The following is a 15,932-nucleotide window of genomic DNA, read 5'->3' as shown; positions in this document are numbered from 1 at the left end:
ACCTACTCCGCTACAGCGGTCGCAGGCCCGGCCGACGGTCCTCGGTCACGAACCGTCCGCGGGTCTGCACCGGGGCGCCCGGCTGCCTCACGAACGGCACCACCTTGAACTCGGCCTCCATCCGGTCCGCGGTGAACCGGGTGCTGACGTAGCCGCGGCGGTTGTTGTGGAACCGGATGTGCGGATTGTCGGCGAGGACGGCGTCGGAGCCGTTCTGCTTCTCCGAGCCGTCGCCGCCCGAGGTGATCGAGCTGGACACCAGCTCGGTGCCGACCACCGGCGAGGCGGGGTCGTCGAAGCGGCGCTTCACGTCGGCGCCCCAGTGCGCGTGCACATCGCCGGTGAGGACGACGAGGTTGCGTGCGCCGCCGCGCCGCGTGGCCGCGGTCCAGGAGTCGACGACGCGGTCCCGGGAGCCGGGGTAGCCGTCCCACGCGTCGGGGTTGAAGCCGCGCCCGGCGCCCGGGGTGAAGTCGACCTGGGAGAAGAACCTGCTGGCCCAGCACGTCCCAGCGGGCGCGGGAGCGGGCGAAGCCGTCGGCGATCCAGCGTTCCTGTGCCGACCCGGGCAGCGAGCGGGCCGGGTCGGTGCGTTCCGCGCAGTCGCTGCGGAAGGTGTCCCCGCACGGCTGGTCGCCGCGGTACTGGCGGGTGTCGAGCATGTGGAAGGTGACCAGCCCGCCCCAGCCGAGGCGGCGGTACAGCCGCATGGCCGCGCCGCGGGGGCGCTGGGCGGCGCGCAGCGGCATGTTCTCCCAGTAGGCGCGGAACGCGGCGGCCCGCCGCGCGGTGAAGTCCCCGGGCGGGTCGAGCGGGAGCTCCCGCACGTCGCCGGCCCAGTTGTTCTCGACCTCGTGGTCGTCGAACACGACGAGCCAGGGCGCGGCCGCGTGCGCGGCCTGCAGGTCGGTGTCGGCGTGGTACTGGGCCAGTCGCTGCCGGTAGCCGGCCAGCGTCGTCGTCTCCGGGCCGGCGTGGTCGCGCACGTTCCCGCCGGGCGCGACGTAGTCCTGCGCCGGGTACTCGTAGACGTAGTCGCCCAGGTGCAGCAGCACGTCCGGACGCTCCTCGGCCATCCGCCGGTACGCCGTGAAGAAGCCGTGCTCGAACTGCGAGCACGAGGTGAAGGCCATGTGCACCGGTGTCATCGACGCCGGTGGGGGCGCGGTGCGGGTGCGGCCGGAGTCGGAGACGGTGCGGCCCACCCGGAAGCGGTAGTGGTAGTCGCGGCCGGGACGCAGCCCCGGCACCTCGACGTGCACGCTGTGGCCCGCGTCCGGCCCGGTGCGGACCCGGCCGCGACGCACGACCCGGGCGAAGCGCTCGTCGTCGGCGACCTCCCACTCGACGTCGGTGGCGCGGTTCCCGAGCCCGCCCAGGCCGTCCTCGGCGACGGGGTCGGTGGCGAGCCGGGTCCACAGCACGACCGAGGTCGGATCGGGTTCCCCGGAGGCCACGCCGAGCCCGAACGGGTCGCCCGGCGGCCGGGCCGGGGCGGGTCCGGGCGCCGCGGCGGCGGCGCCGGGCAGCAGGGGTGCGGCGGCGGTGACGGCGGCGGCGGTGAGTCCGGCGCGCAGCAGCGAACGGCGGGAGGTGATCACGATGTGCAGTGCAACGCTCCCGATCGAGTGACACCGGGCCGTCGGTCGACGAGTACGTGAACAACGGGCGACGACCGGGAACTCCCGACACGCCCGAACGGCGCGGTTGAGCCCCCGCTCGGCTTCTGGCACTCTCATGGATAGAGTGCCAACGCGCGCGGCGGACGACCTCCGCCCCGGCACCCGCGACGGCGGGGCGGGAGTCGCCACGTGCGCGCTGCTGACACCGCTAGAGAACCCGTGACACCGGATTCACCCCAGGAAGGGGAGGTCATCGTCGTGGCGAACATCAAGCCGCTCGAGGACAAGCTCGTCGTCCAGGCCAGCGAGGCGGAGACCACCACCGCCTCCGGCATCGTCATCCCGGACACCGCCAAGGAGAAGCCCCAGGAGGGCAAGGTCCTGGCCGTCGGCCCGGGCCGGGTGGACGACAACGGCAACCGCGTCCCGCTCGACGTGGCCGTCGGCGACGTCGTCATCTACTCGAAGTACGGCGGCACCGAGGTCAAGTACAACGGCGAGGAGTACCTGATCCTCTCCGCGCGCGACGTGCTGGCCGTCGTCAACTGACGCGAGGCATCGCCTGACGTACCGCCCCGGGTGGTCCACCCTCACGGGTGGCCCGCACCGGGGCGGTCGCGTCTCTCCCCCGAGAACCCGAGTATCCCGAGAGGTAGCGAGAACAAGACATGGCGAAGCAGATCAGCTTCGACGAGGAGACCCGTCGCGCGCTCGAGCGCGGCGTGAACCAGCTCGCCGACGCGGTGAAGGTGACGCTCGGCCCGCGCGGCCGGCACGTCGTCATCGACAAGAAGTTCGGCGGCCCGACCGTCACCAACGACGGCGTCACCATCGCCCGTGAGGTCGACCTCGAGGACCCGTACGAGAACCTCGGCGCGCAGCTGGCGAAGACCGTCGCCACCAAGACCAACGACGTCGCGGGCGACGGCACCACCACCGCCACCGTGCTCGCCCAGGCGCTGGTGAAGGAGGGACTGCGCAACGTCGCGGCCGGTGCCGCACCGTTCGCGCTGGGCCAGGGCATCGCCGCGGCCTCGGCCAAGGTCTCCGAGGTGCTGCTGGCGAAGGCCACCCCGGTCGACGCCAAGAGCCACATCGCGCAGGTCGGCGCCATCGCCTCGCGCGAGCAGGAGATCGGCGACCTGATCGCCCAGGCCATCAACACCGTCGGCAAGGACGGCGTGATCACCGTCGAGGAGGGCTCCACCCTCTCGACCGAGCTGGAGATCACCGAGGGTCTGCAGTTCGACAAGGGCTACCTGTCGCCGTACTTCGTCACCGACTCCGAGTCCATGGAGGCGGCGCTCGACGACCCGTACATCCTGCTGCACCGCGACAAGATCGGGTCCATCCAGGACCTGCTGCCGCTGCTGGAGAAGGTGCTCGGCGAGGGCAAGCCGCTCCTGATCATCGCCGAGGACGTCGAGGGCGAGGCGCTGTCCACCCTGGTCGTCAACTCGATCCGCAAGACCGTCAAGGTCGCCGCGGTCAAGTCGCCGTTCTTCGGTGACCGCCGCAAGGCGTTCATGGACGATCTCGCGGTCGCGACCGGCGGTCAGGTCATCAACCCCGAGGTCGGCCTGAAGCTGAACGAGGCCGGGCTCGAGCTGCTGGGCCGCGCGCGGCGCGTCGTCGTCACCAAGGACGCCACCACGATCGTCGAGGGCGCCGGCTCCAAGGCCGACGTCGAGGGTCGTGTCGCGCAGCTCAAGCGCGAGATCGAGGAGTCCGACTCCGACTGGGACAAGGAGAAGCTCCAGGAGCGCCTGGCCAAGCTCTCCGGCGGCGTCGCGGTCATCAAGGCCGGTGCCGCCACCGAGACCGCGCTCAAGGAGCGCAAGCACCGCATCGAGGACGCCGTCGCGGCGACCCGTGCGGCGGTCGAGGAGGGCATCGTCCCCGGCGGTGGCTCCGCACTGGTGCACGCCGCGGCGGAGCTCGCCGATGGCCTGGGCCTGACCGGTGACGCCGCGACCGGTGTCGCGATCGTCCGCAGGGCACTGTCGGCGCCGCTGTTCTGGATCGCCGAGAACGGTGGCGACGAGGGCGCGATCGTCGTGTCCCGCGTCGCCGAGGGCGGCTGGGGGACCGGGTACAACTCGGCCACCCGCTCCTACGGCGACCTGCTGGCCGACGGCGTCATCGACCCGGTCAAGGTGACCCGGTCGGCGGTGGAGAACGCCGCGTCCATCGCGCGCATGGTGCTGACCACCGAGAGCGCCGTGGTGGACAAGCCGGAGAAGGCCGACCCGGCCCCGGCCGGTGGCCACGGGCACGGCCACGGTCACTGATCCGGTCCGAGCACGACGACGGCGGGCGACCCTCGGGTCGCCCGCCGTTGTGCGTTGCGGGGCAGGGAGTGTGTGTGCCGTCCGACGGGAGATGGGAGCCCCCGCGGGTCGGGGCCCTCTCAGGCGGTGTGAACGGGAATCTCCACCGGCTGGACGGTCGCCTCGGCGGCGACCTTGAGCGTGCGGCGCGGACCGCGGATGATCGCGTCCCGCTCGGACTCGGACAGGCCACCCCAGATGCCGTAGGGCTCGTGCACCTTCAGTGCGTGCTCGCGGCACTGCTGCACCACGGGGCACTCGGAACAGACCTGCTTCGCTCGGGTCTCACGACGGGCCCGGGCGGGACCTCGCTCACCCTCGGGATGGAAGAAGAACGCGCTGTCCATCCCCCGGCAGGCTCCCTCCATCTGCCAGTCGTAGATGTCGGCGACCGGGCCGGGAAGCCTCCGGATGTCCGCCATGTTCGTCACCTGCCTTCGCTATCGAACCTGACGACGCTCAGATTCCCTGGCCATGGCGGCCGCAAACCTGATTCGAGGTGAACGATGGTGCACGTCCGACAGGGTGGTGCACGGCGAGCGCCCTCGGCGGAGGTACGGGCCCTGCTCGCCGGGGCGGCGACGGACCGGGAGGTGGCCGCGGCGGGCCGCCCGGACGGGCCGGCGGAGCTGCGGTGGGCGGCCGCCGTCGCCCGGGGCGGCTCCGGGCACTACGCGGCCGCGGCCGCGCTGCTCGACGGGGTGCGCCGCGACCCGTCTACCGGGGTCGTGCCGCGGGCGCACGCGACCGTCACCCGGGCCTCGCACCTGCGCCAGCTCGGCGGGCACCGCGCAGCGGCCGCACTCGACGGCGCCACCCTCCGGCTGGTGCTGCCGGGCGCGGGGCCCCCGGCCGACCCCGGGCCGTGGGGCCTCGACCGCGCCGCGGCCGTCGCCGACGCGCTGACCGGGCTCGCCGCCGACGCGCTCGGCCGCCTCGACGCCGCGACCGCCGCCGTGCTGCTGCGCCGGGCCGGGCCGTGGTGCGGCCCGCACGGTCACCGCACCCGGGTCCGCCACGGCTGGGTGACCGCGGAGACCGCACTGGTCGCGGGCGACCCGGCCGCGGCGCTCGTCGCCGCCGACCAGGCGCTGGCCGGGGCGCGGGCGCTCGGGTCCGCGCGGCACGTGCTCAAGAGCCGCCTGGTCCGGGCGGTCGTCGCCGGGGTGGCGGGGCAGGTCCGGGCGGACGTCGTCGCCGAGCTGGACGCGGTGGCCGCGGACGCGCTCGTACACGGACTGCTACCGCTGCACCGCCCTGCGCTGCTCGCCCGGGCCGACCTCGCCGGGCCGGCACCGGGGCCGGACGGGGCACCGGACCCGGCCGGAGGTGGTCCGGATGCCGTACCCGATCGGCCGCACCGCGGGCGCCGCGGGGCCGATCGGGCGACGCCGAAGGCCGGTTCCGGACCGGTCGCCGGAGCGCGACACGCCGGAGCGTCACCATTCGATACGCGCAGTCGCCGAGCGGGTGCGGAGGGTCGCCGACATGCGGTGTTGCACACGGTGAGCGTCCTCTATACGCGAAGTGACCGTAGCGGGCGAGAACTGCTGCGGGAGTAGTGCCCGGAGCCGGGCCCGGACGATGTACCGTACGGACTACTCCATTCGGCGACGCTTCACCCACATGACGCTGATGCACGTGGGTCAGAGCGCCGAACGGAGGGCACAAAATCGCCCCGACCGTGTCAAGGTGAGAGTGTCACCCGCCGATTCGGAGGGTGAAGAATCACCCGGCTGCAGGAAGCTGCAGGAAGGAATCGTCGTGACGACGGTACTCATCTGCGACGATCGTCGCAGCGTCCGCGAGGGACTGACTCGCGTCATGTCCGCGGTCCCGGGGGTCCAGCGCATCGACTGCGTCGCCCACGGGGACGAGCTCCTCGCCCGCTACGCCCGCCAGTCCGTCGACGTCGTCCTGGTCGGGACGCAGCGTGCTGTGCCGACCGGGGTGGAGGCCACCCGGCGACTGGTGGCCGCCCACCCGCAGGCCAACGTCATCGTCTTCGGAGCCCCGGACGACGCCGGCAGCATCGCCGCCGCCATCGCCGGTGGGGCACGCGGTTACCTGCGCTGGGACGCCTCGCGTCCCGAGCTGGTCGCCGCGCTGGCACACACCCTGGCCAGCACCTCGGTGCCGACCCCGCGCGTCCCCACCGACCCGGGGGTCCAGCTCACCGAGCGCGAGCTCCAGGTGCTGCGCGGGATGAGCCAGGGCAAGAGCAACGGCCAGATCGGCCGCGAGCTCTACCTCTCCGAGGACACCGTGAAGACCCACGCCCGCCGGCTGTTCCGCAAGCTCGGCGTCCGTGACCGCGCACAGGCCGTGGCCCACGGTTTCCGGCGCGGCCTGGTGTCCTGACCGGGTCCCCACCCGGAACGGCACGAGAACGCACCACCGAGCGACCGACCCCGAACCGGCCGCTCCACCCACTCGCCCGCGGGTGGGCATCGTGAGTCGGACCGACCCCCGCGGTCCGGCTCCACGCCCGGACATCCCCGTGTCCGGCCCACGCACCCGGGCCGCTGCAGACCCCCGCGGCCCGCACCCGGGGCACCACGCCCGGGACCCCCGCCCCGACCGGCTCCGGCCGGCCCGGCGCCCGGTGACGGGACGCCGGTCGTGCTCCCCGCGACCGGACCCCGCCGGGGCGCGGCCGCCTCGGCGGGACCGATGACGGATCCGCCGGACGCCGTAACCGTCCGCGTCCGATCGGTCCTCGTCCGGCGAGCGGTCGGGGGGACGCCGGGAATCGTCCTCCGGCGTCCCTCTCGTCCCTGGTGTCACATGCGCCGCCGCAGCCCCGCGACCCCACGGCGACTCGTCCGGACTCCGCGCCGAACCGGGCGCGACCCGCGCCGGGCGGTCCACGGCCGGTGATCGGGCGCGGACGATCTTCACTGCGTCCGGTGACCGCAAATCTGCGGTGGGTGACGAACCGCTCGCCGACCGTGGCCGCCCCGTGGCCGTGTTCCGGCGTGGCCCCGCGCAACCCGGAACGGTGCACGATCGTCTGATCTGACATGGAGCGACTCCCGTCGGCGAGCCCCGCTCGGATACGGTGGATCCGAGCCGATCCCACCTGCGCGAACGCGGGTTGCCTCCACGATCGGATGACACTGCTGGAAGCTCGTAACGCCTGGGCGGTTCCCCACGATGAGTGAATCAAGAGACGTTCCCGACGAGTGGATCGAAGCGGCCATGGCCGGCGATCGGTCCGCGGTCGAGCGCGTTCTCGCCATGATTCGGCCCCTCGTCGTGCGCTACTGCCGCGCCCGTCTGGGGACCGACCGAGGGTCCGTCTCGGCGGACGATGTCGCCCAGGAGGTCTGCGTGGCCGTGCTCACGGCGTTGCCGGGGTATCGGGTGCAGGGTCGCCCGTTCCTCGCCTTCGTCTACGGCATCGCGTCCCACAAGGTCATCGACGCGCACCGGGCTGCGTCCCGGAACCGCTCGGAACCGATGGCCGACGTGCCGGACCGCATGGAGTCGTCCGACGGTCCGGAGTCCCGGGCCCTGCAGGTGGAACTGTCGGAGGAGATGTCCAAGCTCCTGGAGATCCTTCCGGACAAGCATCGGGAGATCATCGTGTTGCGCGTGGTCGTGGGCCTGTCCGCGGAGGAGACCGCGGCAGCCGTCGGCTCCACCCCGGGCGCCGTCCGCGTCGCCCAGCACCGGGCGCTGGCCCGGCTGAGGAAGATGATGAGTGAGGAGGTGGTCCGGGATGCGTGACCAGGGTCCGCACGGTCCGGGCTTCCCCCCGCCGCCCGGTGAGGGCTGGGAGCGCCCGCCCGCACCGGTGACGCGTGGCCGCTTCGGCGAGCCCCGCCCTCCCCGTACCAACGGCCACACCAACGGCCACTCGCATCCGCTCGGGCACCGGGGTCACCCGGTGCCGTTCGACGGGCGCACCGTCCCGCAGCCGGCCGTGCAGCGGCACGCCGCCCGCGCCGACGAGTGGGACGACCTCGACGGCGTCGAGGACGACGGCCCGATCGACCTCGTCGAGCTCCAGGCCGACGACGAGCTGATCAACGCCCTGTCCTCCGGGCTCGGCGTGTCCGGCCCCGGCCGGCGCGGCTACGACGTCGACGACCACCTGACCGCGATGCTCTCGTCCTGGAAGGACGAGGTCGAGCGCGACCCGATCCCGCAGCTCCTCGACACCGACGAGGCCGTGCAGATCCTGCAGCCGGCGAAGCCGTCGCGGAAGGTCTCCTTCCTGCGTCCGCTCGTCGCCGCCGCGGCGGTCGCGGCATGTGCGCTGGCCGTCGTCTCGATCAGTGCGCACGAGGCCCAGCCGGGCGACGCCCTGTGGGGTGTCTCCCGGGTGCTCTACAGCGAGCGCGCCGAACAGGTGCAGGCCGCGACCACGCTGCGCGAGGGCATCGAGCGGGTCAACGCCAAACTCGCCGCCGGGGACACCGTCGGTGCGCAGCAGGAACTCGCCGCGCTCGGCCCGCTGGTGGACCGCACCGCGCCCGACCTGCGCAACGACTTCGAGCAGCAGAACCGCTTCCTGAGCCAGAAGGTCGCCGAGACCCCGCCGGGCACGCCGACCGACCCACGGTCGCCGCTGCGCGACGGGACCCCGGCCCCGCCGCCCCCGGTCTCCGAGGGCGACGAGGACACCCCGGCGCCGGACCCGCGTCCGACGCAGGGAGCGACCACCCCGGGCGGCCCGACCTCCCCGGAGGGCACCACCGACCCGTCCGTGCTGAACGGGCCGGGTGAGACGTCGCCCACGACGTCGCCGTCGCCGTCGGAGACCTCGCCGACGACGGAGGGCCAGGCGGACCCGACGACGCCGACGACGGCGCCCACGACCCGGCCCACCGCGGCCGGGGAGGGACAGGCCGACCCCTCGGACGACACCACGCCCCCGCCGTCGTCGACGACGACCGGTGCGGTGAGCAGCACACCGAACTGACGCGGTCCGGCACGCAGCACGGCGACGGGCCCCGGAGGATCTCCTCCGGGGCCCGTCGTGTGTCTCGGGGGTGCCGCGCTCAGTCGGCGAGGGTCGCGTCGGCGTACCCGCGGCAGTACTCCCACGTGACGTAGTACGCCGGGTCCGGGTCGTAGGCCGGCTCGTGCGGCCGCATCCGGCCCTCGTCGAGCAACTGCTGCAGGCTCGCGCGCAGCAGGTTCCACTCGTGGAAGTGCTGTTCGCCGCAGTCCGCGCAGTCGACGACGATCCCGCGGACGCCACGGCCCGCCAGCAGCGCCTGGTACACGGCGAGGTCCGCCAGGTCGGCCAGGATCTCGCCGCGGTCGGTCTCGTTCAACGGGGGGACATCGGAGTCACCGGAACCCGGCCACGGGCCGTCACCACGGTCGTCGTAGGCCTGCATCGAGAGCGCAGGGTCATCCGGGTCTCCGGCGAACGGGTCCGGTGGCAGCGCCTCTGGTGACACGGCGTACACGGTACCGGTGCAGGGGGGTCGGGCCCCGGCCCACCCCGGGGTGGTGGACGTACGATGGCGGCCTGCGGCGGGAGCCCGCCGTCAGCGTCGACCGCACCGCCTCGACAACACTGCTTCGACCGCAAGAGGAGCCCCGGAGAGATGACGAGCGAGATGGGCGGCCTGCCGGACAAGTTCGCGATGCTCGGACTGACCTTCGACGACGTGCTGCTGCTGCCCGCCGAGTCGGACGTGATCCCCAGCTCGGCCGACACGTCGAGCCAGGTGACCCGCCGGGTGCGGGTCCAGGTGCCGCTGGTCTCGTCCCCGATGGACACCGTCACCGAGTCCCGGATGGCCATCGCGATGGCCCGCGCCGGCGGTCTCGGCGTGCTGCACCGCAACCTCTCCCCGGACGCCCAGGCGGCCCAGGCCGAGGTCGTGAAGCGGTCCGAGGCCGGCATGGTGACCGACCCGGTGACCTGCAGCCCCGACGCGACGCTGGCCGACGTCGACGCCCTGTGCGCCAAGTTCCGGATCTCCGGTGTGCCGGTGACCGACGAGACCGGCCGGCTGGTGGGGATCATCACCAACCGCGACATGCGCTACGAGGTCGACACCGACCGGCCCGTGTCGGAGGTCATGACCCGCGCGCCCCTGGTGACGGCCAAGGTCGGCGTCACCGCGGAGGCCGCGCTGGGCCTGCTGCGCCGGCACAAGCTGGAGAAGCTGCCCATCGTCGACGGCGACGACATGCTGCGCGGCCTCATCACGATCAAGGACTTCAACAAGACCGAGCAGTACCCGCTGGCGACCAAGGACCCGGACGGGCGGCTCGTCGTCGCCGCCGCGGTCGGGGTCGGCGACGACGCCTACGCCCGCTCGATGCAGCTCGTCGAGGCCGGTGTGGACGTCCTGATGGTCGACACCGCGCACGGCCACTCCCGCCGGGTGCTGGAGACCGTCGCGAAGCTGCGCGCCGAGGTCGGCGACCACGTCGACGTCGTCGGCGGCAACGTCGCCACCTACGAGGGCGCCAGGGCGCTCGTCGAGGCGGGCGCGGACGCGGTGAAGGTCGGCGTCGGGCCGGGCTCGATCTGCACCACCCGCGTCGTCGCCGGGGTCGGCGCCCCGCAGATCACCGCGATCTACGAGGCCACCCGGGCGTGCGCCCCGGCCGGCGTCCCGGTCATCGGCGACGGCGGTATCCAGTACTCCGGCGACGTCGCCAAGGCCATCGCGGCCGGCGCGTCGACGGTCATGCTGGGCTCGCTGCTGGCCGGCACCGCGGAGTCGCCCGGCGAGGTCGTGCTCGTCGGCGGCAAGCAGTTCAAGACCTACCGCGGGATGGGCTCGCTCGGCGCCATGCAGGGCCGTGCCGGTGCCGCGGGCCGGTCCTACTCCAAGGACCGCTACGCCCAGGACGACGTGCTCAGCGAGGACAAGCTCGTCCCCGAGGGCATCGAGGGCCGGATCCCGTTCCGCGGGCCGCTGTCCTCGGTCGTGCACCAGCTCGGCGGCGGGCTGCGCTCGGGCATGGGCTACGTCGGCGCGCAGACCATCCCGGACCTGCAGCAGGCGCGCCTGGTGCGGATCACCGCGGCCGGTCTCAAGGAGAGCCACCCGCACGACATCACGATGACCGTCGAGGCCCCGAACTACGCCGCCCGGTAGTGACGGGGGCCCCAGCACCATCCTGAGCAGCGCCGCTTAGGGTGGTGCCCGTGCGTGACCTCGTGGAGATCGGGATGGGCCGGGAGGCCCGTCGTGCCTACGACCTCGACCAGATCGAGATCGTCCCGTCGCGGCGGACCCGCAGCTCGAAGGCCGTCTCGACGGCCTGGCAGCTCGACGCCTACCGCTTCGACATCCCGCTGCTGACCCACCCCACCGACGCGGTGGTGTCGCCGGACTCGGCGGTGCGGATCAGCGAGCTCGGCGGGCTGGGGGTGCTGAACGCGGAGGGCCTGTGGGCCCGGCACGCCGACCCGAAGGGCGCGCTGGAGCGTGTCGTCGCGGCGGCGACCGGCGACGAGCCGGACTCCGCGGTGGCGCTGCTGCAGGAGCTGCACCAGGCCCCCATCCAGCAGGACCTGATCACCGAGGCGCTGCGCCCGCTGCGCGACGGCTCGCACACGGTGGCGGCGCGGGTCAGCCCGCAGCGCGCGCGTGAGCTCACCCCGGCGCTGCTCGCCGCGGGCGTCGAGATCCTCATCGTGCAGGGCACGATCATCTCCGCCGAGCACGTCTCGGACGGCGAGCCGCTCAACCTCAAGGACTTCATCGCCGAGCTGGACGTCCCGGTCGTCGCCGGCGGGGTGGGGGACTACCGCACCGCGCTGCACCTGATGCGCACCGGCGCCGCCGGCGTCATCGTCGGGTACGGGCAGTCCACCTCCACCACCACCGACGAGGTGCTGGGGGTCGGGGTCCCGATGGCGACCGCGATCGTCGACGCCGCGGCGGCCCGCCGCGACTACCTCGACGAGACCGGCGGCCGGTACGTGCACGTGATCGCCGACGGCGGCATCGGCACCTCGGGTGACATCGCCCGCGCCGTGGCGTGCGGCGCCGACGCGGTCATGCTCGGGGAGCAGCTGGCCGAGGCCGCGGAGGCCCCCGCGGGCGGGCTGTACTGGACCTCGTCGGCCGCGCACCCGTCGCTGCCGCGCTCGGAGGTCACCGGTCTCGCGCGGTCCGGGCGGACCCTGGAGCAGGTGCTGTTCGGGCCGACCGACAGCCCCTACGGCACGACGAACCTGTTCGGTGCGCTGCGGCGGGCGATGGCGAAGACCGGCTACTCCGATCTCAAGGAGTTCCAGCGGGTCGGGCTGAACCTGCGTACCTGAGTCACCCCTCGGCGGTCACGGCCGCCACGAACTCCGCGGCCCGCTCCCGCAGCCCGGCCCGTCGCTCGTCGACGGTCGTGCCGGGGGCCGGCTTGAGCGCGGCCGTCGCCGTCTCGACGCGGACGTGCTCGGCGCAGGCCAGGTCGGCGCAGATGTAGGTGCCGACGGTGTCGCCCTGGCGCCCCTTCGCGCCGCGGCGCGGGGCGGCGAACAGCGCGACCCCGCCGACGGTGTGGGTGGTCCGGCAGAGCGCGCACATCGCCGCCGCGCGGGTGGCGCCGGTGGCGGCGCGCAGCACGACACCGGCCGTGCCGTCGTCGGTGGGGACCAGCAGCACCCCCCGGTCGGGGGCTTTCGGGTCACGCCAGCCGCGGACGTCGTCGAGCCGGTCGGGGTCCAGGTCGCGGACCCACGCGGGCAGGACCATCCGCGTCGCCTCCCCCTTGGAGCAGTTGGTGAGGGCGCGGCGGATCCGGGTCTCGGTCGGGCTGGTCACGGCGGGCCACGCTAGGCGCCTGTCGCCGCGGGGGTCGAGCGGGTTTCGCGCGGTAGGTTCGACGGCGACGCCGTCGTCAGCCAGGAGGAGCCCGCCGATGAGCCGCCCCACCGCCGGAGCCGCCATGGGCGGTGGACGAGCCTTCGTCGACGCGACCGGGACCCCGGTGCCGCTGCGCGGACCGGTCGTGCGGGTGGTGGCGACCGACCCTCGGGTGGGGGAGCTGCTGCTGGAGCTGGGCGCCCAGCTGGTCGGCTGCGCGGGGGCGCTCGACGGTGTCGACGCGGTCGGCGACGACCGCAGCCCGGACCCGCAGGCGGTGCGGGCGCTGCGTCCGGACGCGATCGTCACCGGGACCGCCGACGGCCGGTACGACCTGGCCGACCCGGCCCTGCTCGGACGGCTGCGCGACATCGCACCGACGGTCGCCGTCGACCTGGGGCGCCGCGCCGCGAGCGCCGCGGACCTGCGGGCGCTGCTCGGGTCCGTGCAGCCGCCGCCGCTGCGCTCGCGCGGGCGGCACGAGGACTGAGGCTCAGCCCGCCAGGACGGCGCGGACGCGGTCGGTGACGGCCGTCAGGTCGTCGCGCACCAGGTTCGCCTGCGCGGTGAAGACCGACAGCTGCGACGGGTCCAGCGCGAGCGCCCCGGAGGTCCCCGCGGTGGCGGCGGCGGTGCCGTGGTCGAGCAGCGCGGTCCAGGACGTCTGTGCGACGGCGTCGGGCACGGCGTCGTGGGCCCGTGCGGCGTCGATGGCGGCCTGCAGCCGCCCGCAGGCGACGGCGAGCGCCACCGCGTCCTGACGGCCCGCGGCGTCGGCGACGCGGGTGAAGCCGTCGCCGATCGCGGTGAGGTGGGTGAGCCCGCCGTTGTCGCGCCAGACGGTCATCGCGACGACCGGGTCCCCGGCCCACAGCCCGGTCCCGGCGGCGGACCCGACCAGCGACGCCGCGACGGCCTGCGGCAGCGGCGGGCCCTGCGGCACCGTCGCGCCGGAGGCGGTCACGGTCCGCGGGGTGGGCAGCGGCGAGGTCGCCGACGGGGTCATGATCAGGCCCGCGGCGGCGATCGCCGCGGTACCGGTGGCGGCGGCGCACAGGAACACCGGCAGGATCCGGGTCCGGAACGCGCGGGCCCGGGGGACGACCGCGGCCCCGGGAGCCGGCTCCGCGGACTCCCGGACCGGCCCCGCGACCGCGGGCTCGTCGACGGGGGGCGCGGCGGGTGCCCGCGCCGGGGCGACCGGGGCCGGGCTCCCGCCGAGCAGCCCGGTGGTGCCGAGCGCCCCGAGGCCCAGCGCGTCCACCCCGAGCGCGCCGGTGCCGAGCGTGCCGGCGGCCGGGCGGGTCTCCTGCTCCGGCGCGGAGCGCTGGGCGGGGACGAGCGGCGCGGCGGTCGTGGTGGTGGCGCCGTCGACGGCCGGGTCGGCGGGGGTGTCGCCGGTGCCGGTGGTGTGGCCGGTCGGGGTGGTGGCCATCGGGGTGCCTCCAGGTCGTACGGTGCCGTCCTCCCCCCATCGGAGCAACCGGGCCTCGCCGTTACGCCGTACCGCCCGCGGCCGGCGGGGATCATCAGGATCGACGAGACGGTACGGACGACGGGTGACCTGGATCGCCCGTTTACCCTGGTCGTGTGCAGACCCCGACCGTCCTCGTCGTGGACTACGGCGCCCAGTACGCGCAGCTCATCGCCCGTCGCGTGCGCGAGGCGGACGTCTACTCCGAGATCGTGCCCGCGTCCCTGCCCGTCGCCGAGATCGTGGCCCGCGAGCCCGCCGCGGTGATCCTCTCCGGCGGCCCCGCGAGCGTGTACGCCGACGGCGCCCCCGCGGTCGACCCGGCGCTGTTCGAGGCCGGCATCCCGGTGTTCGGCATGTGTTACGGCTTCCAGGCGATGGCCCGGGCGCTGGGCGGCGAGGTCGCCCACGACGGCACCCGCGAGTACGGCCGCACCGAGGTCGCGCTGACCGGCACCCCCGGCACGCTGCACGAGGGCCTGCCCCGCACGCACCCGGTGTGGATGAGCCACGGCGACTCGGTGACCGCCGCCCCCGCGGGATTCACCGTCACCGCGTCGACCGACCGGGTCGCGGTCGCCGCGTTCGAGGACACCGACCGGCGTCTGGCCGGCGTGCAGTACCACCCCGAGGTCGGGCACTCGCCGCACGGCCAGGAGGTGCTGCGCCGGTTCCTGCACGACATCGCGGGCATCCGCCCGTCCTGGACGACGGCGTCGATCATCGACGAGACCGTCGAGGCGATCCGTGCCCAGGTCGGCGACGGCCGCGCGATCTGCGGGCTGTCCGGCGGGGTCGACTCCGCCGTCGCCGCCGCGCTCGTCCAGCGCGCCATCGGTGACCGGCTGACCTGCGTGTTCGTCGACCACGGGCTGATGCGGTCCGGGGAGCGTGAGCAGGTCGAGAAGGACTTCGTCGCCGCCACCGGCGCGACCCTGCACGTCGCCGAGGCCGCCGACCGGTTCCTCGAGGCGCTCGCCGGGGTCACCGAGCCCGAGCAGAAGCGCAAGATCATCGGCCGGGAGTTCATCCGGGTCTTCGAGACGGCCACGGCGGAGGTGGTCGCCGACCACCACGTCGGGTTCCTGGTCCAGGGGACGCTCTACCCCGACGTCGTCGAGTCCGGTGGCGGCGACGGCACCGCGGTGATCAAGAGCCACCACAACGTCGGCGGTCTGCCCGACGACATCGAGTTCGACCTGGTCGAGCCGCTGCGCGCGCTGTTCAAGGACGAGGTCCGGATGGTCGGTGCCGAGCTGGGGCTGCCCGAGGTCATCGTCGCCCGCCAGCCGTTCCCCGGCCCCGGCCTGGGCATCCGCATCATCGGCGAGGTCACCCGCGACCGGCTGGAGACGCTGCGGGCCGCGGACGCGATCGCCCGCGAGGAGCTGACCGCCGCCGGGCTGGACCGCGAGATCTGGCAGTGCCCGGTGGTGCTGCTGGCCGACGTCCGCAGCGTCGGTGTGCAGGGTGACGGCCGCACCTACGGCCACCCGATCGTCCTGCGCCCGGTGTCCAGCGAGGACGCGATGACCGCGGACTGGACCCGGCTGCCCTACGACGTCGTCGAGCGGATCTCCACCCGGATCACCAACGAGGTGTCCGAGGTCAACCGGGTCGTCATCGACGTCACGAGCAAGCCCCCGGGCACCATCGAATGGGAGTGACCGGGGCCTGACGTAACAGGGGCGGGGCCGATGTCTCGGCCCCGCCC

Annotated in this window: 14 protein-coding genes and 1 pseudogene; 10 read left to right on the top strand and 5 right to left on the bottom strand. The window is 74.2% G+C overall.

From position 1 onward, the window contains the following. Positions 1-10 precede the first annotated feature (10 nt). Positions 11-1,739, bottom strand: a pseudogene (locus tag ATL51_RS12555) (alkaline phosphatase D family protein). Between the two features lie 141 nt (positions 1,740-1,880). On the opposite strand from ATL51_RS12555, the gene groES reads away from it, so the two are divergent. Together groES and groL are read left to right on the top strand one after the other, a co-directional pair. After that, entirely contained in the window at positions 1,881-2,171 is a 291-nt protein-coding gene (gene groES, locus ATL51_RS12550) for a co-chaperone GroES (RefSeq protein ID WP_020623960.1), read from the top strand. A 119-nt stretch (positions 2,172-2,290) separates the two neighbouring features. Then, on the top strand, positions 2,291-3,913 hold the full coding sequence (gene groL / locus ATL51_RS12545) for a chaperonin GroEL (protein WP_073576434.1): 1,623 nt from the start codon (positions 2,291-2,293) through the stop codon (positions 3,911-3,913). Between the two features lie 119 nt (positions 3,914-4,032). Here the strand turns inward: groL and ATL51_RS12540 are convergent, their stop codons facing one another. Further along, positions 4,033-4,374, bottom strand: coding sequence for a WhiB family transcriptional regulator (locus tag ATL51_RS12540; RefSeq protein ID WP_073576856.1), 342 nt, complete (start codon positions 4,372-4,374; stop codon positions 4,033-4,035). An 87-nt stretch (positions 4,375-4,461) separates the two neighbouring features. Between ATL51_RS12540 and ATL51_RS12535 the strand changes: the two genes are divergently transcribed. The 4 genes from ATL51_RS12535 to ATL51_RS12520 all read left to right on the top strand — a co-directional run bounded on the left by ATL51_RS12535 (position 4,462) and on the right by ATL51_RS12520 (position 8,882). Continuing rightward, complete coding sequence (locus ATL51_RS12535; protein ID WP_167409993.1) at positions 4,462-5,514, top strand: hypothetical protein; 1,053 nt, start codon at positions 4,462-4,464, stop codon at positions 5,512-5,514. Positions 5,515-5,716: 202 nt separating this feature from the next. After that, positions 5,717-6,313, top strand: coding sequence for a response regulator transcription factor (locus ATL51_RS12530; protein WP_010225624.1), 597 nt, complete (start codon positions 5,717-5,719; stop codon positions 6,311-6,313). Between the two features lie 795 nt (positions 6,314-7,108). Beyond that, positions 7,109-7,684, top strand: a complete 576-nt coding sequence (locus ATL51_RS12525; protein ID WP_062397752.1) for a sigma-70 family RNA polymerase sigma factor — start codon at positions 7,109-7,111, stop codon at positions 7,682-7,684. Next, complete coding sequence (locus tag ATL51_RS12520; RefSeq protein ID WP_100878714.1) at positions 7,677-8,882, top strand: anti-sigma-D factor RsdA; 1,206 nt, start codon at positions 7,677-7,679, stop codon at positions 8,880-8,882. The genes ATL51_RS12525 and ATL51_RS12520 overlap by 8 nt, the downstream gene beginning before the upstream one ends. A gap of 79 nt (positions 8,883-8,961) precedes the next feature. Here ATL51_RS12520 and ATL51_RS12515 read toward each other — a convergent pair whose 3' ends face one another. Continuing rightward, entirely contained in the window at positions 8,962-9,369 is a 408-nt protein-coding gene (locus ATL51_RS12515) for a DUF5319 domain-containing protein (protein WP_073576855.1), read from the bottom strand. Between the two features lie 150 nt (positions 9,370-9,519). On the opposite strand from ATL51_RS12515, the gene guaB reads away from it, so the two are divergent. Continuing rightward, positions 9,520-11,031 carry an IMP dehydrogenase gene (gene guaB / locus ATL51_RS12510; RefSeq protein ID WP_073576430.1) on the top strand — a complete coding sequence of 504 codons (1,512 nt, stop codon included), beginning with the start codon at positions 9,520-9,522 and terminating at the stop codon, positions 11,029-11,031. Between the two features lie 50 nt (positions 11,032-11,081). Beyond that, positions 11,082-12,206 carry a GuaB3 family IMP dehydrogenase-related protein gene (locus ATL51_RS12505; RefSeq protein ID WP_100880675.1) on the top strand — a complete coding sequence of 375 codons (1,125 nt, stop codon included), beginning with the start codon at positions 11,082-11,084 and terminating at the stop codon, positions 12,204-12,206. A gap of 1 nt (position 12,207) precedes the next feature. Here the strand turns inward: ATL51_RS12505 and ATL51_RS12500 are convergent, their stop codons facing one another. Further along, positions 12,208-12,702 (bottom strand): FBP domain-containing protein, encoded by a 495-nt coding sequence (locus ATL51_RS12500; protein ID WP_100878713.1) that lies wholly within the window; start codon positions 12,700-12,702, stop codon positions 12,208-12,210. Between the two features lie 97 nt (positions 12,703-12,799). Between ATL51_RS12500 and ATL51_RS12495 the strand changes: the two genes are divergently transcribed. Then, positions 12,800-13,234, top strand: a complete 435-nt coding sequence (locus ATL51_RS12495; RefSeq protein WP_157818339.1) for a substrate-binding domain-containing protein — start codon at positions 12,800-12,802, stop codon at positions 13,232-13,234. Between the two features lie 3 nt (positions 13,235-13,237). Here ATL51_RS12495 and ATL51_RS12490 read toward each other — a convergent pair whose 3' ends face one another. Then, positions 13,238-14,179 carry a hypothetical protein gene (locus tag ATL51_RS12490; RefSeq protein ID WP_100878711.1) on the bottom strand — a complete coding sequence of 314 codons (942 nt, stop codon included), beginning with the start codon at positions 14,177-14,179 and terminating at the stop codon, positions 13,238-13,240. Between the two features lie 155 nt (positions 14,180-14,334). Between ATL51_RS12490 and guaA the strand changes: the two genes are divergently transcribed. Beyond that, positions 14,335-15,885, top strand: a complete 1,551-nt coding sequence (gene guaA / locus ATL51_RS12485) for a glutamine-hydrolyzing GMP synthase (RefSeq protein ID WP_073576425.1) — start codon at positions 14,335-14,337, stop codon at positions 15,883-15,885. Positions 15,886-15,932: the final 47 nt, after the last annotated feature.

Source organism: Pseudonocardia alni (assembly GCF_002813375.1).
Taxonomy (GTDB): domain Bacteria; phylum Actinomycetota; class Actinomycetes; order Mycobacteriales; family Pseudonocardiaceae; genus Pseudonocardia; species Pseudonocardia alni.
The sequence above is the reverse complement of the archived record's forward strand: the minus strand, read 5'-3'. Positions and strand labels throughout refer to the sequence as shown.